General features: G+C 43.2%; 20 protein-coding genes. 4 read left to right on the forward strand and 16 right to left on the reverse strand.

All coding sequences use genetic code 11. The features are described from left to right. Nucleotides 1-26 precede the first annotated feature (26 nt). Nucleotides 27-1,091, reverse strand: coding sequence for a minor capsid protein (locus LXL81_RS07095; protein ID WP_234646028.1), 1,065 nt, complete (start codon nucleotides 1,089-1,091; stop codon nucleotides 27-29). Then, complete coding sequence (locus LXL81_RS07100) at nucleotides 1,078-2,469, reverse strand: DUF4055 domain-containing protein (protein ID WP_234646029.1); 1,392 nt, start codon at nucleotides 2,467-2,469, stop codon at nucleotides 1,078-1,080. Before LXL81_RS07100 ends, LXL81_RS07095 begins: the two co-directional genes overlap by 14 nt. 105 nt (nucleotides 2,470-2,574) lie before the next feature. On the opposite strand from LXL81_RS07100, the gene LXL81_RS07105 reads away from it, so the two are divergent. Then, the gene (locus LXL81_RS07105; RefSeq protein WP_234646030.1) at nucleotides 2,575-2,763 is read left to right on the forward strand and encodes a hypothetical protein; all 189 of its coding nucleotides are present in this window, start codon (nucleotides 2,575-2,577) and stop codon (nucleotides 2,761-2,763) included. On the opposite strand, the gene LXL81_RS07110 is transcribed toward LXL81_RS07105, so the two are convergent. Continuing rightward, a complete protein-coding gene (locus LXL81_RS07110) occupies nucleotides 2,757-4,028 on the reverse strand; it encodes a terminase large subunit domain-containing protein (RefSeq protein WP_234646031.1) in 1,272 nt (423 codons plus the stop codon). The genes LXL81_RS07105 and LXL81_RS07110 overlap by 7 nt on opposite strands. Continuing rightward, nucleotides 4,015-4,515, reverse strand: coding sequence for a hypothetical protein (locus LXL81_RS07115; RefSeq protein ID WP_234646032.1), 501 nt, complete (start codon nucleotides 4,513-4,515; stop codon nucleotides 4,015-4,017). The genes LXL81_RS07110 and LXL81_RS07115 overlap by 14 nt, the downstream gene beginning before the upstream one ends. Before the next feature lie 97 nt (nucleotides 4,516-4,612). On the opposite strand from LXL81_RS07115, the gene LXL81_RS07120 reads away from it, so the two are divergent. Further along, nucleotides 4,613-5,608: a hypothetical protein gene (locus LXL81_RS07120; protein WP_234646033.1), complete on the forward strand. Its 996-nt coding sequence runs from the start codon at nucleotides 4,613-4,615 to the stop codon at nucleotides 5,606-5,608. A gap of 2 nt (nucleotides 5,609-5,610) precedes the next feature. Here LXL81_RS07120 and LXL81_RS07125 read toward each other — a convergent pair whose 3' ends face one another. The 7 genes from LXL81_RS07125 to LXL81_RS07155 form a co-directional block, all read right to left on the reverse strand. After that, the gene (locus LXL81_RS07125; RefSeq protein WP_234646034.1) at nucleotides 5,611-6,159 is read right to left on the reverse strand and encodes a hypothetical protein; all 549 of its coding nucleotides are present in this window, start codon (nucleotides 6,157-6,159) and stop codon (nucleotides 5,611-5,613) included. A gap of 194 nt (nucleotides 6,160-6,353) precedes the next feature. After that, entirely contained in the window at nucleotides 6,354-6,719 is a 366-nt protein-coding gene (locus LXL81_RS07130; RefSeq protein WP_234646035.1) for a hypothetical protein, read from the reverse strand. Between the two features lie 209 nt (nucleotides 6,720-6,928). Then, nucleotides 6,929-7,105 carry a hypothetical protein gene (locus LXL81_RS07135; protein WP_234646036.1) on the reverse strand — a complete coding sequence of 59 codons (177 nt, stop codon included), beginning with the start codon at nucleotides 7,103-7,105 and terminating at the stop codon, nucleotides 6,929-6,931. A 13-nt stretch (nucleotides 7,106-7,118) separates the two neighbouring features. Continuing rightward, complete coding sequence (locus tag LXL81_RS07140) at nucleotides 7,119-7,397, reverse strand: hypothetical protein (RefSeq protein WP_234646037.1); 279 nt, start codon at nucleotides 7,395-7,397, stop codon at nucleotides 7,119-7,121. Then, nucleotides 7,397-7,687 (reverse strand): hypothetical protein, encoded by a 291-nt coding sequence (locus LXL81_RS07145; protein WP_234646038.1) that lies wholly within the window; start codon nucleotides 7,685-7,687, stop codon nucleotides 7,397-7,399. The genes LXL81_RS07140 and LXL81_RS07145 overlap by 1 nt, the downstream gene beginning before the upstream one ends. Before the next feature lie 666 nt (nucleotides 7,688-8,353). Continuing rightward, nucleotides 8,354-8,572 (reverse strand): hypothetical protein, encoded by a 219-nt coding sequence (locus LXL81_RS07150; RefSeq protein ID WP_234646039.1) that lies wholly within the window; start codon nucleotides 8,570-8,572, stop codon nucleotides 8,354-8,356. A gap of 210 nt (nucleotides 8,573-8,782) precedes the next feature. Continuing rightward, nucleotides 8,783-9,019 carry a hypothetical protein gene (locus LXL81_RS07155; RefSeq protein WP_234646040.1) on the reverse strand — a complete coding sequence of 79 codons (237 nt, stop codon included), beginning with the start codon at nucleotides 9,017-9,019 and terminating at the stop codon, nucleotides 8,783-8,785. A 72-nt stretch (nucleotides 9,020-9,091) separates the two neighbouring features. On the opposite strand from LXL81_RS07155, the gene LXL81_RS07160 reads away from it, so the two are divergent. After that, entirely contained in the window at nucleotides 9,092-9,487 is a 396-nt protein-coding gene (locus tag LXL81_RS07160; RefSeq protein ID WP_234646041.1) for a hypothetical protein, read from the forward strand. A gap of 220 nt (nucleotides 9,488-9,707) precedes the next feature. Here LXL81_RS07160 and LXL81_RS07165 read toward each other — a convergent pair whose 3' ends face one another. The 5 genes from LXL81_RS07165 to LXL81_RS07180 all read right to left on the reverse strand — a co-directional run bounded on the left by LXL81_RS07165 (nucleotide 9,708) and on the right by LXL81_RS07180 (nucleotide 12,115). Then, nucleotides 9,708-10,229, reverse strand: coding sequence for a hypothetical protein (locus LXL81_RS07165; protein WP_234646042.1), 522 nt, complete (start codon nucleotides 10,227-10,229; stop codon nucleotides 9,708-9,710). Between the two features lie 10 nt (nucleotides 10,230-10,239). Continuing rightward, nucleotides 10,240-10,440 carry an HNH endonuclease gene (locus tag LXL81_RS29290; RefSeq protein WP_409013867.1) on the reverse strand — a complete coding sequence of 67 codons (201 nt, stop codon included), beginning with the start codon at nucleotides 10,438-10,440 and terminating at the stop codon, nucleotides 10,240-10,242. A gap of 73 nt (nucleotides 10,441-10,513) precedes the next feature. Beyond that, nucleotides 10,514-10,822, reverse strand: coding sequence for a hypothetical protein (locus LXL81_RS07170; protein ID WP_234646043.1), 309 nt, complete (start codon nucleotides 10,820-10,822; stop codon nucleotides 10,514-10,516). Beyond that, entirely contained in the window at nucleotides 10,803-11,705 is a 903-nt protein-coding gene (locus LXL81_RS07175; RefSeq protein WP_234646044.1) for a DUF1376 domain-containing protein, read from the reverse strand. The genes LXL81_RS07170 and LXL81_RS07175 overlap by 20 nt, the downstream gene beginning before the upstream one ends. After that, on the reverse strand, nucleotides 11,702-12,115 hold the full coding sequence (locus LXL81_RS07180; protein WP_234646045.1) for a zinc-finger-containing protein: 414 nt from the start codon (nucleotides 12,113-12,115) through the stop codon (nucleotides 11,702-11,704). Before LXL81_RS07180 ends, LXL81_RS07175 begins: the two co-directional genes overlap by 4 nt. 197 nt (nucleotides 12,116-12,312) lie before the next feature. On the opposite strand from LXL81_RS07180, the gene LXL81_RS07185 reads away from it, so the two are divergent. Then, nucleotides 12,313-12,924, forward strand: coding sequence for a hypothetical protein (locus tag LXL81_RS07185; protein ID WP_234646046.1), 612 nt, complete (start codon nucleotides 12,313-12,315; stop codon nucleotides 12,922-12,924). The last annotated feature ends 473 nt before the right edge of the window (nucleotides 12,925-13,397 follow it).

A 13,397-nucleotide genomic window follows, 5' to 3' on the forward strand; every position in this document is an offset into this window, starting at 1 on the left:
GCCCCTTGGGTTCAAATTAGACGGCATTACCGTCCGAAAGTTTTTTGCCAAATATCAGCGTCACGCTGCTTCAACTCGTCAAGTGTATATGAGCGACCTTGCTTGTCAACAAACTTCTCAATCGTAAGGCCGTTGCGAAAGAGCTTTCCGGCTTTCACTCCAAGCACTTCGTTCTGAATATCAACGGTCTGTTTCTTCAACCATCCACTGTATGTCAGGTCACTTGGAACGGGACCAAATACACTGGCGCGTGTTCCTTTTATGGAAGTCTCGCCCAGGAAGGGAACTATCTTGGATCGGCAGTTAAAATGAATTGGAGGTCTTGGGCCTTCACCGATTGGAAATATCTTTCCATCATTGGCGCGGCATGGGGCTGACGTGCGGCTATCCAGCGTTGAAACCCATTGAACACCTTTTACAATATCTGGGTTGGATGCGTATAAATCCTCACTGGCTTGGTTGGCAGTCGTGGCGACAGCGGTATTCACAACGGCTGCGGCTTCTCTACGGCTGACCTCTAAAATACCATCACGGTACTGCGCTGAACGTGTTCCCATCACCCGGCGAATGATTTGATCCGATGTCTCGCCCTCAGTAATCCCTATTTTAATGGCATCACTTAACCGCTTGCGGTCATTGGCCTCAATCCCTGCAAACCATTCTTTCAACAATCGGCCTTCAAATGGTCGTGAGGTGGCAACGGCACGGATTTGAGAAAGAGAAGGGCTTTCCAGTGTGACCTTGACGGCCGTGGCTTTAATCGCTTCATCAATCAATCGACCTTGAAAATCAGCCTCATGGACGGCAAAGTCTTTTAGAATATCCGTGGTCTTGGTCTGGGCTGTGTCATACATACCTGTACGTATGGCTTGTAATTCGGCAAGCATCGTTTCAATGCGCTTACGGGTTTCCGGTGAAAGCTTATAACCACGCTCGCTAATTGAGGATAATCGCCCTGCAAGTTTCTCGCGAAGGTCTTTGTCAGTCTGGTTTAAAAGCGCAATAATCTGCTTAACAGTTCCAGCCTTGAACCGTTCCAGCCATACCATGTGCCGAATAGAAGCATTTTGAATTTCTTCATTCGGTGTCATTGGCAATCATACCCAATGGCGGTGCCGATGCTTCCTTGCGCTCCTGCTCATCCTCAAATGTCAGTGTTTGGTCAACTAACTCACCGGCTTTGATCGTGTCAAAGAATGTTTCTTCTGAGATAGCACCGGACTGCCAAGCTTTCACCAATGCGTTTAATGCGTTGGCATCCATGTTCATAGGTAGGAAGTCTTTGTTAAGCTCAAAACGAACCTCACCCTGCAAACCACCCCACTCTGCCATCAATTGCAAAGCTTGCTGTAATGACATTTCAACAGTTCCGGCAATATCTGCCAGTACGCTGTTCTCACCACCACGGCGAATACCCGCTGTCTCTGCGGCTTCGGCTGCTTTCTTTTCTGGAGCAATCATACGCGCACCAAGGGCGGCAAGCATGTTTTCCTTACGATCCATCAGCTTTTCAAGTGATGCAAAACCTTCTGAACCAACCTGAACAAAACCAGCAGTCGCATTTTCAGGCAAAATCCATGCAGTGCCTGTACCAAGGGCAAGCTTCGGATTTTCCGTCGCATCCAGTCCTGTGATATATGGAGTGGGCAAACCAGACACATGAGCGCCGTTTTCAAGGTCTGCACTGTTCTGATAGTGGGAAATGTTCACGTAGGCCAAATCTTCAATCGGGGAATTCTGGATTGACCCGTCAGATTCTTCCGCGGCACTAAACCAGAATGGTATCCATTTCATGGTTTCCCCAAACTTCAAGGGTGTCACACGTACAGATGACCACCCATTTTCACCCTTTTTCCAGATAACTTGCTCATAAAAACCGTTTTCAAGGGTGAGTTGACGGATTTGATATTCGTCCTTTTTATCACCTTCAATGGCTTCATACAGGAATACATCCATCAGAACAGTCTTAGAGCCTACACGGGCATTACGCCAGTTCAGGATGCACTCAGTTGTGTAAGGTGCAATGTATGGCCGGATGTCGAGCAATGCGGCGTCATTGATTGTAAGCTTTATGCCTTGGTCAATGTTTGGGGATTGAGGATAGTCAACCAACAAACCGTAACGTCCCACCTTGATAACTTCCTCTGTGTTCTTCTTAGCCACACCAATAAAGGAAATACCAGTCATGGTAACGTCTTCCAGCCATGGTTCCATTGCTTTTGGAACAACTAAAACAGGCTTCTTACGGAATACGAGACCCTTCATCCCTTCGACTGTTCGCCCGGTAGCGTTGTAGAAAAGTGCGCGCCTTTTGTATGCTTCGTATTGAATTGTGGTCTGATCTTCAAGCTTTGGAAGGTATGCAACACCGCCTTTGTGAATAGCGCGTTGCCCGGTGGATGCGTCACGGCACAGCTTCCAAACAGGCTCAAATTCTTTGTATTCGCTGTGTTTGTCGTCTGGCTGCATGGACTGGCTCCTTGTTTGGTTAAGGATACCAGATATTTAAGACGGCGCAAGAAGATAATGGCAGGGAACTGGGAACTTTTTGGGTCATTTTATTGTCTGCACATCATGGACTTCGATACCTTCAAAGATATAGCCTCATTCTGTGCCGATACAATTTCGGTATTAGGTGGTCTATGTGGTGCTGTTGCTCTTTTAAAAAAAAGCCAGACATTTGCATTTGTTATGACTTCTGCAAATAGCTATTTAAAAAAAATGACTATCGGTGAATCTTTTTCCGACATTTTAAGTTACTGACCCCCAACTCGTGCAGTCCCCATCGTTCTCTTAATAATCGGATAGCGTTTTGCTAGAAAATATCCCTGAGCATCGTTGATGTGGTCAAACCCGCTCGTCTTATCAGGCTCCCCGTTCTTATCGTATGCCTGTTGCTCCATGCTTTCCGTCAGTCGTGGGCAATTGTCGGTATTAACTTTCCAACGTCTTTTGCCGTCAGCATTCAGTATCATCCCGTTAACAGATAACACACGGTCTTTTACTGCCGGATTGGTACTGTCTACCTTGACTGAGAAACCCGCTTGTTTCAGGATTGAAAGGTCGCTCTCGCTTGCGTTTACTGACTTACGGCTTTGACCGCTGGCATCAGGGTAGATTGTGATTGATCGCCCAGGATAACGGTCTTTCAACATTGATACCATTGTTGGCGTATCCCGTACTCCTGTCAGCTCATTTACTGATATTGGCAGGTCATCACGGATTACATTAATCACGGCCGCCATGTTCATTACGTTGAAATCCATACCGATATGAAGCGGTTCGTGCGGATTAAGCGTAGCACTGCTGTGGTTCAGAATACGGTCAAAGTCCCCGTACACGCTACCACTGGCAAGGTTGACAAACTCACCTTTCAGATACGCTTGGATCAACTGGGGCGGGTATGATGCCAATAATGACGAGATATAATCAGTCGGCAGGTTAAGTTCGTTTTCGTACGTACTCGCTTGAATTAACCCATATAAGTCCCGTAACTCCGGTTTGTCTCTCAGTTGCTTGACGAACTGCTCATAAACGAATTTGAAACCCTCAGGAGTGGTGGTGACGTCAATCTGGTTCTTCAAGTCCGGCACGTTGTAGCGCATACGGGCAATGATCTTGCGCCATGCCTGACGAGCCTTCTCAGTCTTCATTACGTCAATCTCATCAACCAGAGCCTTACCGATCTTGAAACCCACGATATTGCTGGGATTGTCCATTGTCCGGCAGATGATTGTTCCCCGGTACACACGGCCGGAATACAGTTCAACCTCTTTGTCTGAAATCTTGATCTTTGTTTTCAGTCCCCAGTCAAACGCTACTTCTTCAATCGTTGGGAAGAAAATGTCCTTAATCTGCGGGTATGTCGGTGCGAAGTATCCTGAGTTGATCTTTGGGAACTCCCAGTGATGTTCACACAATCCTGATCCACCTACCCATGTTTTGCCCGAACCAAATCCTGCTACAAACAGTCGGAATTTATGAGGAAGTGCAAGGAACCTTGCCTGTGGAAGGTTAAGCGTCGGCATTCGGCTTGCTTGCGTCTACAACATTAACCACCACTTTTACAGGCAGAACGTTGGATTGATCGTCAGCGGCATCTGGTTTATCACGCCATTTGGCAGGTTGACGGTTACGAAGCCATAAGGAGATTGCCGGTGTATCTGGTGGGGCTGCTTTACGAACCTGAACGACTTGAACTTCTTCCCACTCTTCCAGCTTACGGCCATTGGCATCAAACTTTGTGGTCTTGATCTTGAATGCCTGATCCTCAATCCACTCTGCTCCTACCGCTCTTTGGTGAAGCTTATCAGCGACTTCGGCATCAGCCTTGACCTTCCCCGCACGAGTGGCCTCGGAAAATATTGGGTGAACTTTCTTCCATTCGTAGATCGTATCTTCACAAACTTCAAAGAAATCAGCTAGTTCAATATCTGTCAGTCCGAGCAAGCAAAGCTTACGAGCCTGTTCAGCGTATTCCTCTTTGAATAGTGTCGGGCGTCCTGCCTTAGCCAAAATTCGTCCTTCGGGTTAGACGGTTCAATGGCATAATTGTAACTGCTTTGCTTCTAATGGTCAAATGCTTAATTTTGTCCAAACTCTACTCTATATAATGAAGGAATCTCTCGAAGCTGCCCGGAATATCCACCAGATTATCATTTTTGTTTGTGCGGTTGTCGCTGTTTTTGCCTTTTCTCTAAAAACAGAGCTTAATAAATATGATGTTGCGCGCACAAGCCTGCAGGAGATCAATCTTGCTATTGCAGATGTTAATGCTGATAGGGTAAAAAGAATTGAGAATGCTGCAAGGCAAGGAGGTCACAAAAGGTTCAAGATGTTTGTGGATAACAGCTCGTACCGTAATCTAAAGCTTTGGGAAATAAGGGAGCTACTTACACAAAATTGGGAGAGATTGGATTCTATAGATTTGGTTTACGATGGAGGTGATAATTATAATGTGCATAGCACAAACGTTTTTTCGGCTGCTGGGTTTCCGGTAGAAGCAATACCTTCTAATGGAGCTTGGAAAGCGGAAAGGGATTATTACTACGGCAGCGATTATATAAGAGCTTTTAAATTAAGGGGCTTCTTCCAAGGAGACGGCAGCGTTGATTCATTGTTTCGCGATATTCAACCAGTTTGGTTTGATATAAATAATTCCAGTATAGAAACAGCGAAGCAATTGCTATCTGATTTATCGGTAATTGACAAGAAAAAGGACAAGGCTGATGTGGATGTATCTGGATTGAAGGTGACTGGCGATCTTATTTATATTATTGGTCCAGTTATTCTATTATTGCTCACTTCATATTTAATCGCTTTAACTCTCCATTTAAAATCCATCATCAAACTTAAGGAAGAAGCAGAAGTAGCCAATTCCTTCCCATGGCTGGCGTTGTTTCCCAATTTATGGAGTAAAGCCTTGTCTTTTATCTCACTATTTATATTACCTTATTCAGTATCCGCCCTTACTATTTTTAGAACCCAACTACAAGGTAACTTAACTATAAAAATGTTAGGTATTTATCTATTGGCGTTCATAGTCCTAGGCTGTGTTCTTATATATCAACTTCGTTTGGTACGAAGTAAAATAAAAACTTTGATTTAAAATCATTCGCCTCCCTGTGTCTTAGATTTGTGGGCTGCTAGTGCTTCCGATGCCCTTTTACAGTCTCCGAGCGTAACGCGGTGATTATTTCCTATATTGCCGTCACTCGTCCAAATACCCAAGTCATCTGGATTACTTCTCTTCATCCCAGATACTCCCCATATTTTGGCGAAAGGCTCCAACGCCTTGACCAAATCGTCTGGTGCTGTGTTCTCCTGTAAGGCATTGATAATAATATCATCTTCTTTCAATGTTGCTGCCAACATATGATCTAATTCTGTCCAGTTTTTTACAACTTTCCAATTTAAGCCTTCTTCTGTATTTTTCTTTCTCCGCAACATTATTTCCAAAGCCGCAGCCTTATCGCCTGTTGGTGCTGCTGGAACCAGATCAGCACGTTCTTCAAAGTATTTGCACATATTTGAAATATCTATAAGAGCATCCAGAAGCTGCGCCGGATCACCAATTTGCGGCGACATATTGGCAAGTAGCCAGCGGACATTATCGGTATTGGCTGGCATGTCAGTGGTGGGTTTTGATTGATCGGTCATTTAATCCTTTAATTCCTGAATACCGTTTAAATCCTTTGTGGAATAAAATGCTGTTCTTACTGAAGTCATAAACATATATTCCCCTCTATTTTCCGCCAAGAAGCGACCAATTCTACCATCTCTTAAAGCATATCTTTTGCCCTCAATAGGTATTAGATTTTCAGGTTCTTCTCTGTCACAGTTGCAAATACAGGTCATTCGCTTTTCTCCGGTGGGGTTGGCAGGTGTTGCCATGCTTCTGGATAACACAAGTCCCTGTCTTCTGGCCCATCAGCCGTAAGATCAATCCAACCATATATAGGCACATGAGAAACCTTACCCCATGTAATAATCGTGCGTGTTTCATCAACATACCCGATCAAATCTGTTCCATCCCGTGGTGCTTCATCCATGTTGAAATTCCATCCTGTGGGTGCTGTCTTAGCGTCTACCAAAGATTGTAGGGCTTCTCTTGCAGTCACAAATGCAGGTGTATCTGCCCAATTCCACAAAGCATCGTGATAACCTTTTGTAAGAACTTCCAAAGCCGCTTCCAGCCGTTCCTTTGTTAAATGGGTCATTTGTTCTTCCTAATATGAGGTGGTTGCAGTAAATTCGTGTTCACACTCTGGGCAAAAAATATCAATATCCACCCCGCTTTCCAATGGCTGCACCCCTGTCAGATATTCTTGATAGTCGTAAGCCTCTAAAAAATTAAAGGTCTCGTCACATTCAGGACAGTTAACATCTAAACTGCATGACCAATTGGCGTCTGGTTTTTTAGTCATCGTTATTCCCCCTGTTTGAACTTGTTGTAATTGGCGAGTGCTTCAATGGCTTTAATATAAATATCCTCACCACTAAAATGTTCATCATCAATGCTCACCACGTTTTCTGGTTTAGTGTGGTACTTAATGAGGACACGAGTTTTTGTTAAAGCCTCTGCCAGTGCATCAGCGATTTCCACCGGGATATATTCTCTAACTGGCACCACCGCACTCCTTCATTAGCTGCTCGGTCATTGCTTTGAAAACCGCCTCTGGGTTATCTGTTGTTCTGTGATAAATAAAGTCCATTTCTTCCGCCTTATTGACCATCGCCTCACTCGGCTCCTGCTGTAGTCTATGGGCGATCCGTAGGGCTTTGCGGATGGTTTGAAAATCGTCTTCTGAAACCCATCCAAGCTTGTAATCTCCACCAATCGTCTTGCATCTCTTTGATGTGAATTTGTCCAGTGCTTCTTTATATGTGTTGGTCATTATACAGTGATCCCTTTAACAAATTCGGGATTACGGCCATTCCAAGTACCATCCCATTGAGCATTTTCAGAAATCGGAAAGCTTTCAAATAAGTGCATGTCGTGGTCAGAAATGTGCCAAGATAATTGGCCTTCGGGAAGCTGGATATAAATAACAGCCCATTCTGCCTCTTTCGCTGGCCTAACAACAACTTCGTAACCTAATCTTTGTGAAAGTTTTGCAAGTAAACACACGCAAATCATTCGTTCGGTGTAAACGCTGTTCAATTTATCTAATGTAATTTCCGTCATTATCATACTCCATTTGCTGTGCAATTCAGGCTATATCCTATCCACAGCGGGTATTAATGTCAATACCTTTTTAAGGATTATCTGATATTATTTTAAAATAACCACGGAGGTATTCAATGTATCACAACTCTTTCGCACTCACACGAGAAATGAATGAACGGCGTATTGCCAAGATAAAAAAGGATATTGAAGGATTAGAGGCTTATATTGATGCTTGTCAGGATGCTATGACAAAACCAGCTTTGTACTTAATTCACCGGAAAATGGTGTTGGAGATTGAAACGCTCCGGTCTGATAATCTCCGTAGATACGGATAGTGAGTAGCGACAATTGGCCCTGTAATATTACCCAACTGAACCTGAACCATCCGGGGCGATTGCATCTTTTTCGGGATCGCTCTCCTTAGGCATTGTCGCTATGACTTGTTTTCTCACCACCAAGCAGAAAGGTTAAGTTGGAACCGAACTATGAATGAATTTACACTAAGATCCCTATCTGACGTGCTGTTTCATATTGGTGCAGTAGAACCCTTTTTGGTATAGGGATCAACCGTTTTTCAGTACCGTTATGAGCCTTATACTGATTTAACTCAAAGTTTCCGGCTATTACTGCACTAACATAAAACAGGCTCCGGTCATTACGCTGGCCGGAAAGCGCTGGGTATTCTTATTCGGCTTTTGTGAAGTCAATGAAGTATTTATCACCAGCTTTGAAATTGCCGTGCAAATCTTTATTGGCAACAGTCAATGTCACTGAACCGGAAGGCGTAAAATTTGCGTAGGTATTATCTTCATCCGAGCCATCGGCAGGATAAGAATTACGTGACACGGCTTGGAAGTGCAAAATCTCGCATGTTTCGTGCTGCTCAACTTTGATAACTTTCATTTTAGCGCGCATTGAATTCTCCGATTGTGATATATTGAAAGACAGGCTACTTACTGTGAGGACTAACAGTACCATCCCTGAATGATACGGTCAATATATTTCTTTGCCTCATTGTTATTTTCATGGCAATTCCTTAATTTCCAGCATGTAAACTCACCGTTATTATGGATCGTAAACAACAGGCTATTCTTGATATGCAGGAGCGCATGGCTAAGCTCGTGTCCACACCCACAGAATTAAAAGCGCAGCCGCCATCAATACCCATCCCACCGAAAGCACCAGAACCCATTTATTCCGTTCCAATAACTGAACCTGTAAAGACGTATTCTCCACCCGTAGCTGTGAAAGCTCCAGTTGTGCAACCGCGTCCAAAGGTCGTCCGTAAACCAGTGGCCTCCGTGATCGAGAAAGCGCCTTTGGTGGTAAATTATCGGGCTGTGGCTTCATGGCTTGTGTTCCTTATAGTTGTTGGGGTTGCTGTGTTTGAAATCTATCTGTTCGCTCTAAAATAATAAGATCATGTTTGAAAAAGAGGAAAAGCCTTATTGGCAGATGACTTACAACGAAAAGGTAGACGCTCGCCTGAAAAGAGAACGGTATGAAAAACTGGATAAACTCAATAAGGAGGTACCAATAGATTATTCACCTCGCCAGTTAAGGGAATTAAACAAATTTACAGGCTATGTAGGATTCGGTATTCTCATTTTTTCGGTCTTACTTAACATATGGACTGATTGGTTTGGTCTGCCATGGTTTATATCCCTCTTTGGGTCTATGGTATTGTTAATTGTTGGAATACGAGACTTGTGGCTTGACAATGTTCGCGGGATGGAAACAGGGCCTATGACACGGATAGTCTTCTGGTTATTGTTAGCGTTTACAATGCTTATCCAATATAATTTGATCTTCAATTAGTAAAGAACGGCTCGTATTCATCAGGTTTAAGCGTGTAGTCCATTCCTTGCCTCCTGTGCGTAGGCTATGATTGCGTCAACGTCCTTGAAGTCCATCAACAGCTCAGGTTCGGCAAGCTCTATATATTCCTTAGCGTACTCAACCGATCCATCGTAACCAGCTCGTTCACAGGCTTCTTTGCATTCCAGCCATTGAAGGGCTAGGCGGGTTTTACGATCGGTCATTTATTTCTTTTCTTCCCACAAGGGTCTGTGCGTTCAGGTCCAGCTTTATCAAATAATGCTGCATCTTCTGATGTGAATGATTTGTAGAAAGGGCCTTGTGGTCTCATTCCACGTTTTCTTGCACACCAAAGATCAGGACCAAAATTTGGGCTTTCCTTCATCGCTTGGTCAAAATCATCTAAGTCCGACATTTCAATAGTCTCACCATCAGCGCAACCCCAATAGAATAAATCATTACAAATCACAAACATTTCAATCTCATCCCCACTTACAGATAAATTGATTTTCTCAAAAAGAAGATAATCTTTGATACGTTCTGGGGCTTTATTGATGAATTTTCTAATCTTGCTTTGTTTTTTGATTAACGCCGTATGGCAGGCATTCCACCCTTCCATCCAATCGGTTCTTTTCTCATATGCTTTTTCGCCACCAGATATAGATTGAGGGTAAACACCCATATCATCACTTGCTATTTCTAAGGCTAATAGTCCTAAAGCTCTTTCACGTAAATTAGTCATTCATTGTCTCCTATGCTTTAATGTTTAAAAATACGCGTAGTCTTGTCTTCCAGTCCTTGGGTCGCCAGTCGTCATTGAAACAGTTGGACTTACCGAGATTACACGCCCGGCAGAGAATTTGAAGGTTTGTTAGCTTCAATGCCAGCTTTGGATAATTTGAGCGTGGTTTCACATGATCCACATGCAGCTCGCCGTACTTACCACAACACATGCACTTGTTACCGTACAGGCGTAATGCTCTGTATCTTAGCTTGTACCATTTGTCGGAGGTGTAGAAGTTGTCCTTAAGCACGAATGCGGCCTAACTGTTGGTTTTCGTAGTGGTCAATGTAGGCTTTTTCTTCGCGTGTAAGCTCGAAAGGGCCTTTCTTTGATCGGTTTACAAAACTTTGATATACCCTTGGGCAAAGTGGCTTTACGGATGGATCAAGAATTTCAACGATGTCAGCCGGTGTTGGAATTTCCTTGCCTGTTTTCAGGTAGGCTTTGAAAGCTGCTGTGACCTGATCAATTGTATAATCCTCCAATACCCATTGAAATCCTGCATCTCGAATAGCTGTAACGTCAGCCGCTTCACCGAATTTCTTCAACATCGTGTACGTCTGCTGTAATAGCAAGCTGAGTTGCTCTTGGCTTTCCAAGCAATCCTTGATCTGGGTTTTTACCTCCGTTGGCTTCCCATCTTGCTCGGCGGTCGCGGATAATTTGTTGGGTGATGTCGGCTGCAAGCTCGGTCTGTGACTTACGGCCACCAAAGCCGTTTCCGTTCTGTTCTCCGGTAGGGCTTCCAGTTCTGACAGCAATTTGTCCAGTGATGTTTTGAGTGTTGTTTCCATTTTCTAGTGCCTCGTAATCGTTAAGAAATCTATCGTCGTTCATCCATGCCGGAAAACCTTTTGCGTATTGGCTGTTGCCTTCCTTGGAAACTGAATACTTTTTCACCCCTGCAAAAATCAGCTCTTCGGAGTTACCACGTTCAACCGCAGCCTTCCAAGCCTTCAATGCGTTTCCCCGACTGCCTGCACGAAGCTTTGGATAAATTGCCCACGCCTGATTAAATATATCTTCGTTAGAAGATATTGTGGTTATGGTTGTGGTTGTAGTTACTAGGGCTTTGCTAGGGGATTGCTTTGGCATTGCTCTAGCATTGCTAGACTTGCTTTCACCACACTTTTTCCCAGCATTTACGCGCTTTTCGTGGCGTTCATTGGTCTGGTTAATGACTTCAATTGTCTTTTCACTGACCCAAAAACCATTTTTCAACTTGAAGAATTGTTGCAGCACAACATCAACGTCAGACTGGTCTTCTGCTGACAATGCCCTAGCAATGCTATAACATTGCTTCACAGGTATTTGCTGCTCGGTTGTGTAGATGTGACGAAGCAGAAGCATGTAAGCCCCATGCTGTGCCATCGTTAGATTGAATGTCTTACCGGAATAGTCAGACCAATAAAACGGATACCATGCTTGTGTCATTTGGCACCTAATTTAAAAGGTGAACAAACTTCTATAACCTTTTTGCATTGTTCAATATCAAACATTCCAATATGGCACTCTTGCCGGGTTAATCCCATTTGTTGCGAAAGCCAGTTGTACCCTGATCCTCGCGCAAATTTTTTCTTGTAATGGGGGTCTTGGGAAAGTTTTATACCAAGTTTTCTCTGCCATAACGGATCAAAGGCGGCGTGAGCCTTCATTTTCCAAGAGCGTAAATCTTTATTAGCTAAACGGCCCAAAGGTGTATTTGTCCCCTTATGAACTCCCACATATGCATCACAGGGCTTGCAAAGGTAAATTAAACCGTATGATTTGCCGTAGACACAAGCACTGTCTACTAACTTGGCTTTTTCGCTGCAATAAGGGCAGACTACCGTATGTATTTTCATGATGACCTCCACAGTCATCCACAGTTAATAGAGGCTGGCGGCCTTGACCTGTGGAACATCAAGCGAGGGTATAACCACCGCCATGTTTAAAATATAACAATTATTTTGGTAGTGTCAATCACATTATTAGGATTTATCAAATTATTTCGATAGACTTGTAATAGAAACAACCAAGTTTCTAAAAAACACACACTAAAATGTCCACGAATTCCCCCGCTATGCCAGAGGCATGGCTTAGGACGCTGTTATCAGCGTCATCGAAAGAGGCAAGCACCTCACCTTTTTTCTTCATTATTGAGAAAGCTGAAAATTCTAGAACCTCACAAAGACTTTACGAAAAGTTTACAGAGCAAAAAATTAAGCTTAGAAGGATTGAGCTAAAAGTTTTACTAGTTCATCTGGAAAACATTGAGAAGGAAAGCAGTTCAGAAATGATTAGCCTATGGGATAATTTATTTCTCAGTGCCATCGATGAAAAGTTTGACCTAAAGCTGGTTTCTCTACCCTACATCCTAATGCAGCTAACTCCGAATGAGGTTAAGATCATGTTGGAGATTCAAAAAGAGCATCGCATTAAGATCGACAACTATCTAACTCTTTCGTCCTACTTAGAAAAGATTTCCATGAGCTGGGAGGAGATAGAGAACCTTACAAGACTTCACCTTATTGCTGAGATCATCGATTATAAGTTTGATCCACAAGATGGAGATCGTCACAACCAAACTCGTGTTGAGAACAAAGAAGAAGGAAAATACAAACTTACTTTTCTTGGCAAGAAGTTTTTAAACGCCTGTTTTAGAAAACATTAAGAACAAAATCGTTATATTCGATTTTTGATCGATAGTTCAGGGCTGGTGTAAACAGATGTTTGATCCAGCCTTTTTTTATGCCCTTTGATCTAGGTTCTGGATGACCTTCTAATAAAGATACAGTTCAAGGCAACAATAATCTTTTATTAACAGAGTTATTTCTAGACTTGTAAATGCTTGTTACAAAGTAGTTGTAACGGTGACAGTTCAAGTTGAAGTAATAGTTAAACGCAATAGTTTACGTAAAAAAATTGTTACAAAAACAATTAAAAAATAAATAAAGGAACTACCTTTGTATAACGGTTTTGAAACAGTTACGCCTTCAAGACTTATAGTTAGAGCTACAAGAACAAGAAGGCGTAGTAATAGTGAATATAACGATGCTAGTTAAACCAGCTACGTATCCACACTACTAAAGTTGTTACCGTCCGTTCCATTACTGGAACTACGAGTAACACTACTGCTACCTGATT

It is taken from the genome of Dyadobacter sp. CY356, assembly GCF_021440195.1.
Lineage (GTDB): Bacteria > Bacteroidota > Bacteroidia > Cytophagales > Spirosomataceae > Dyadobacter.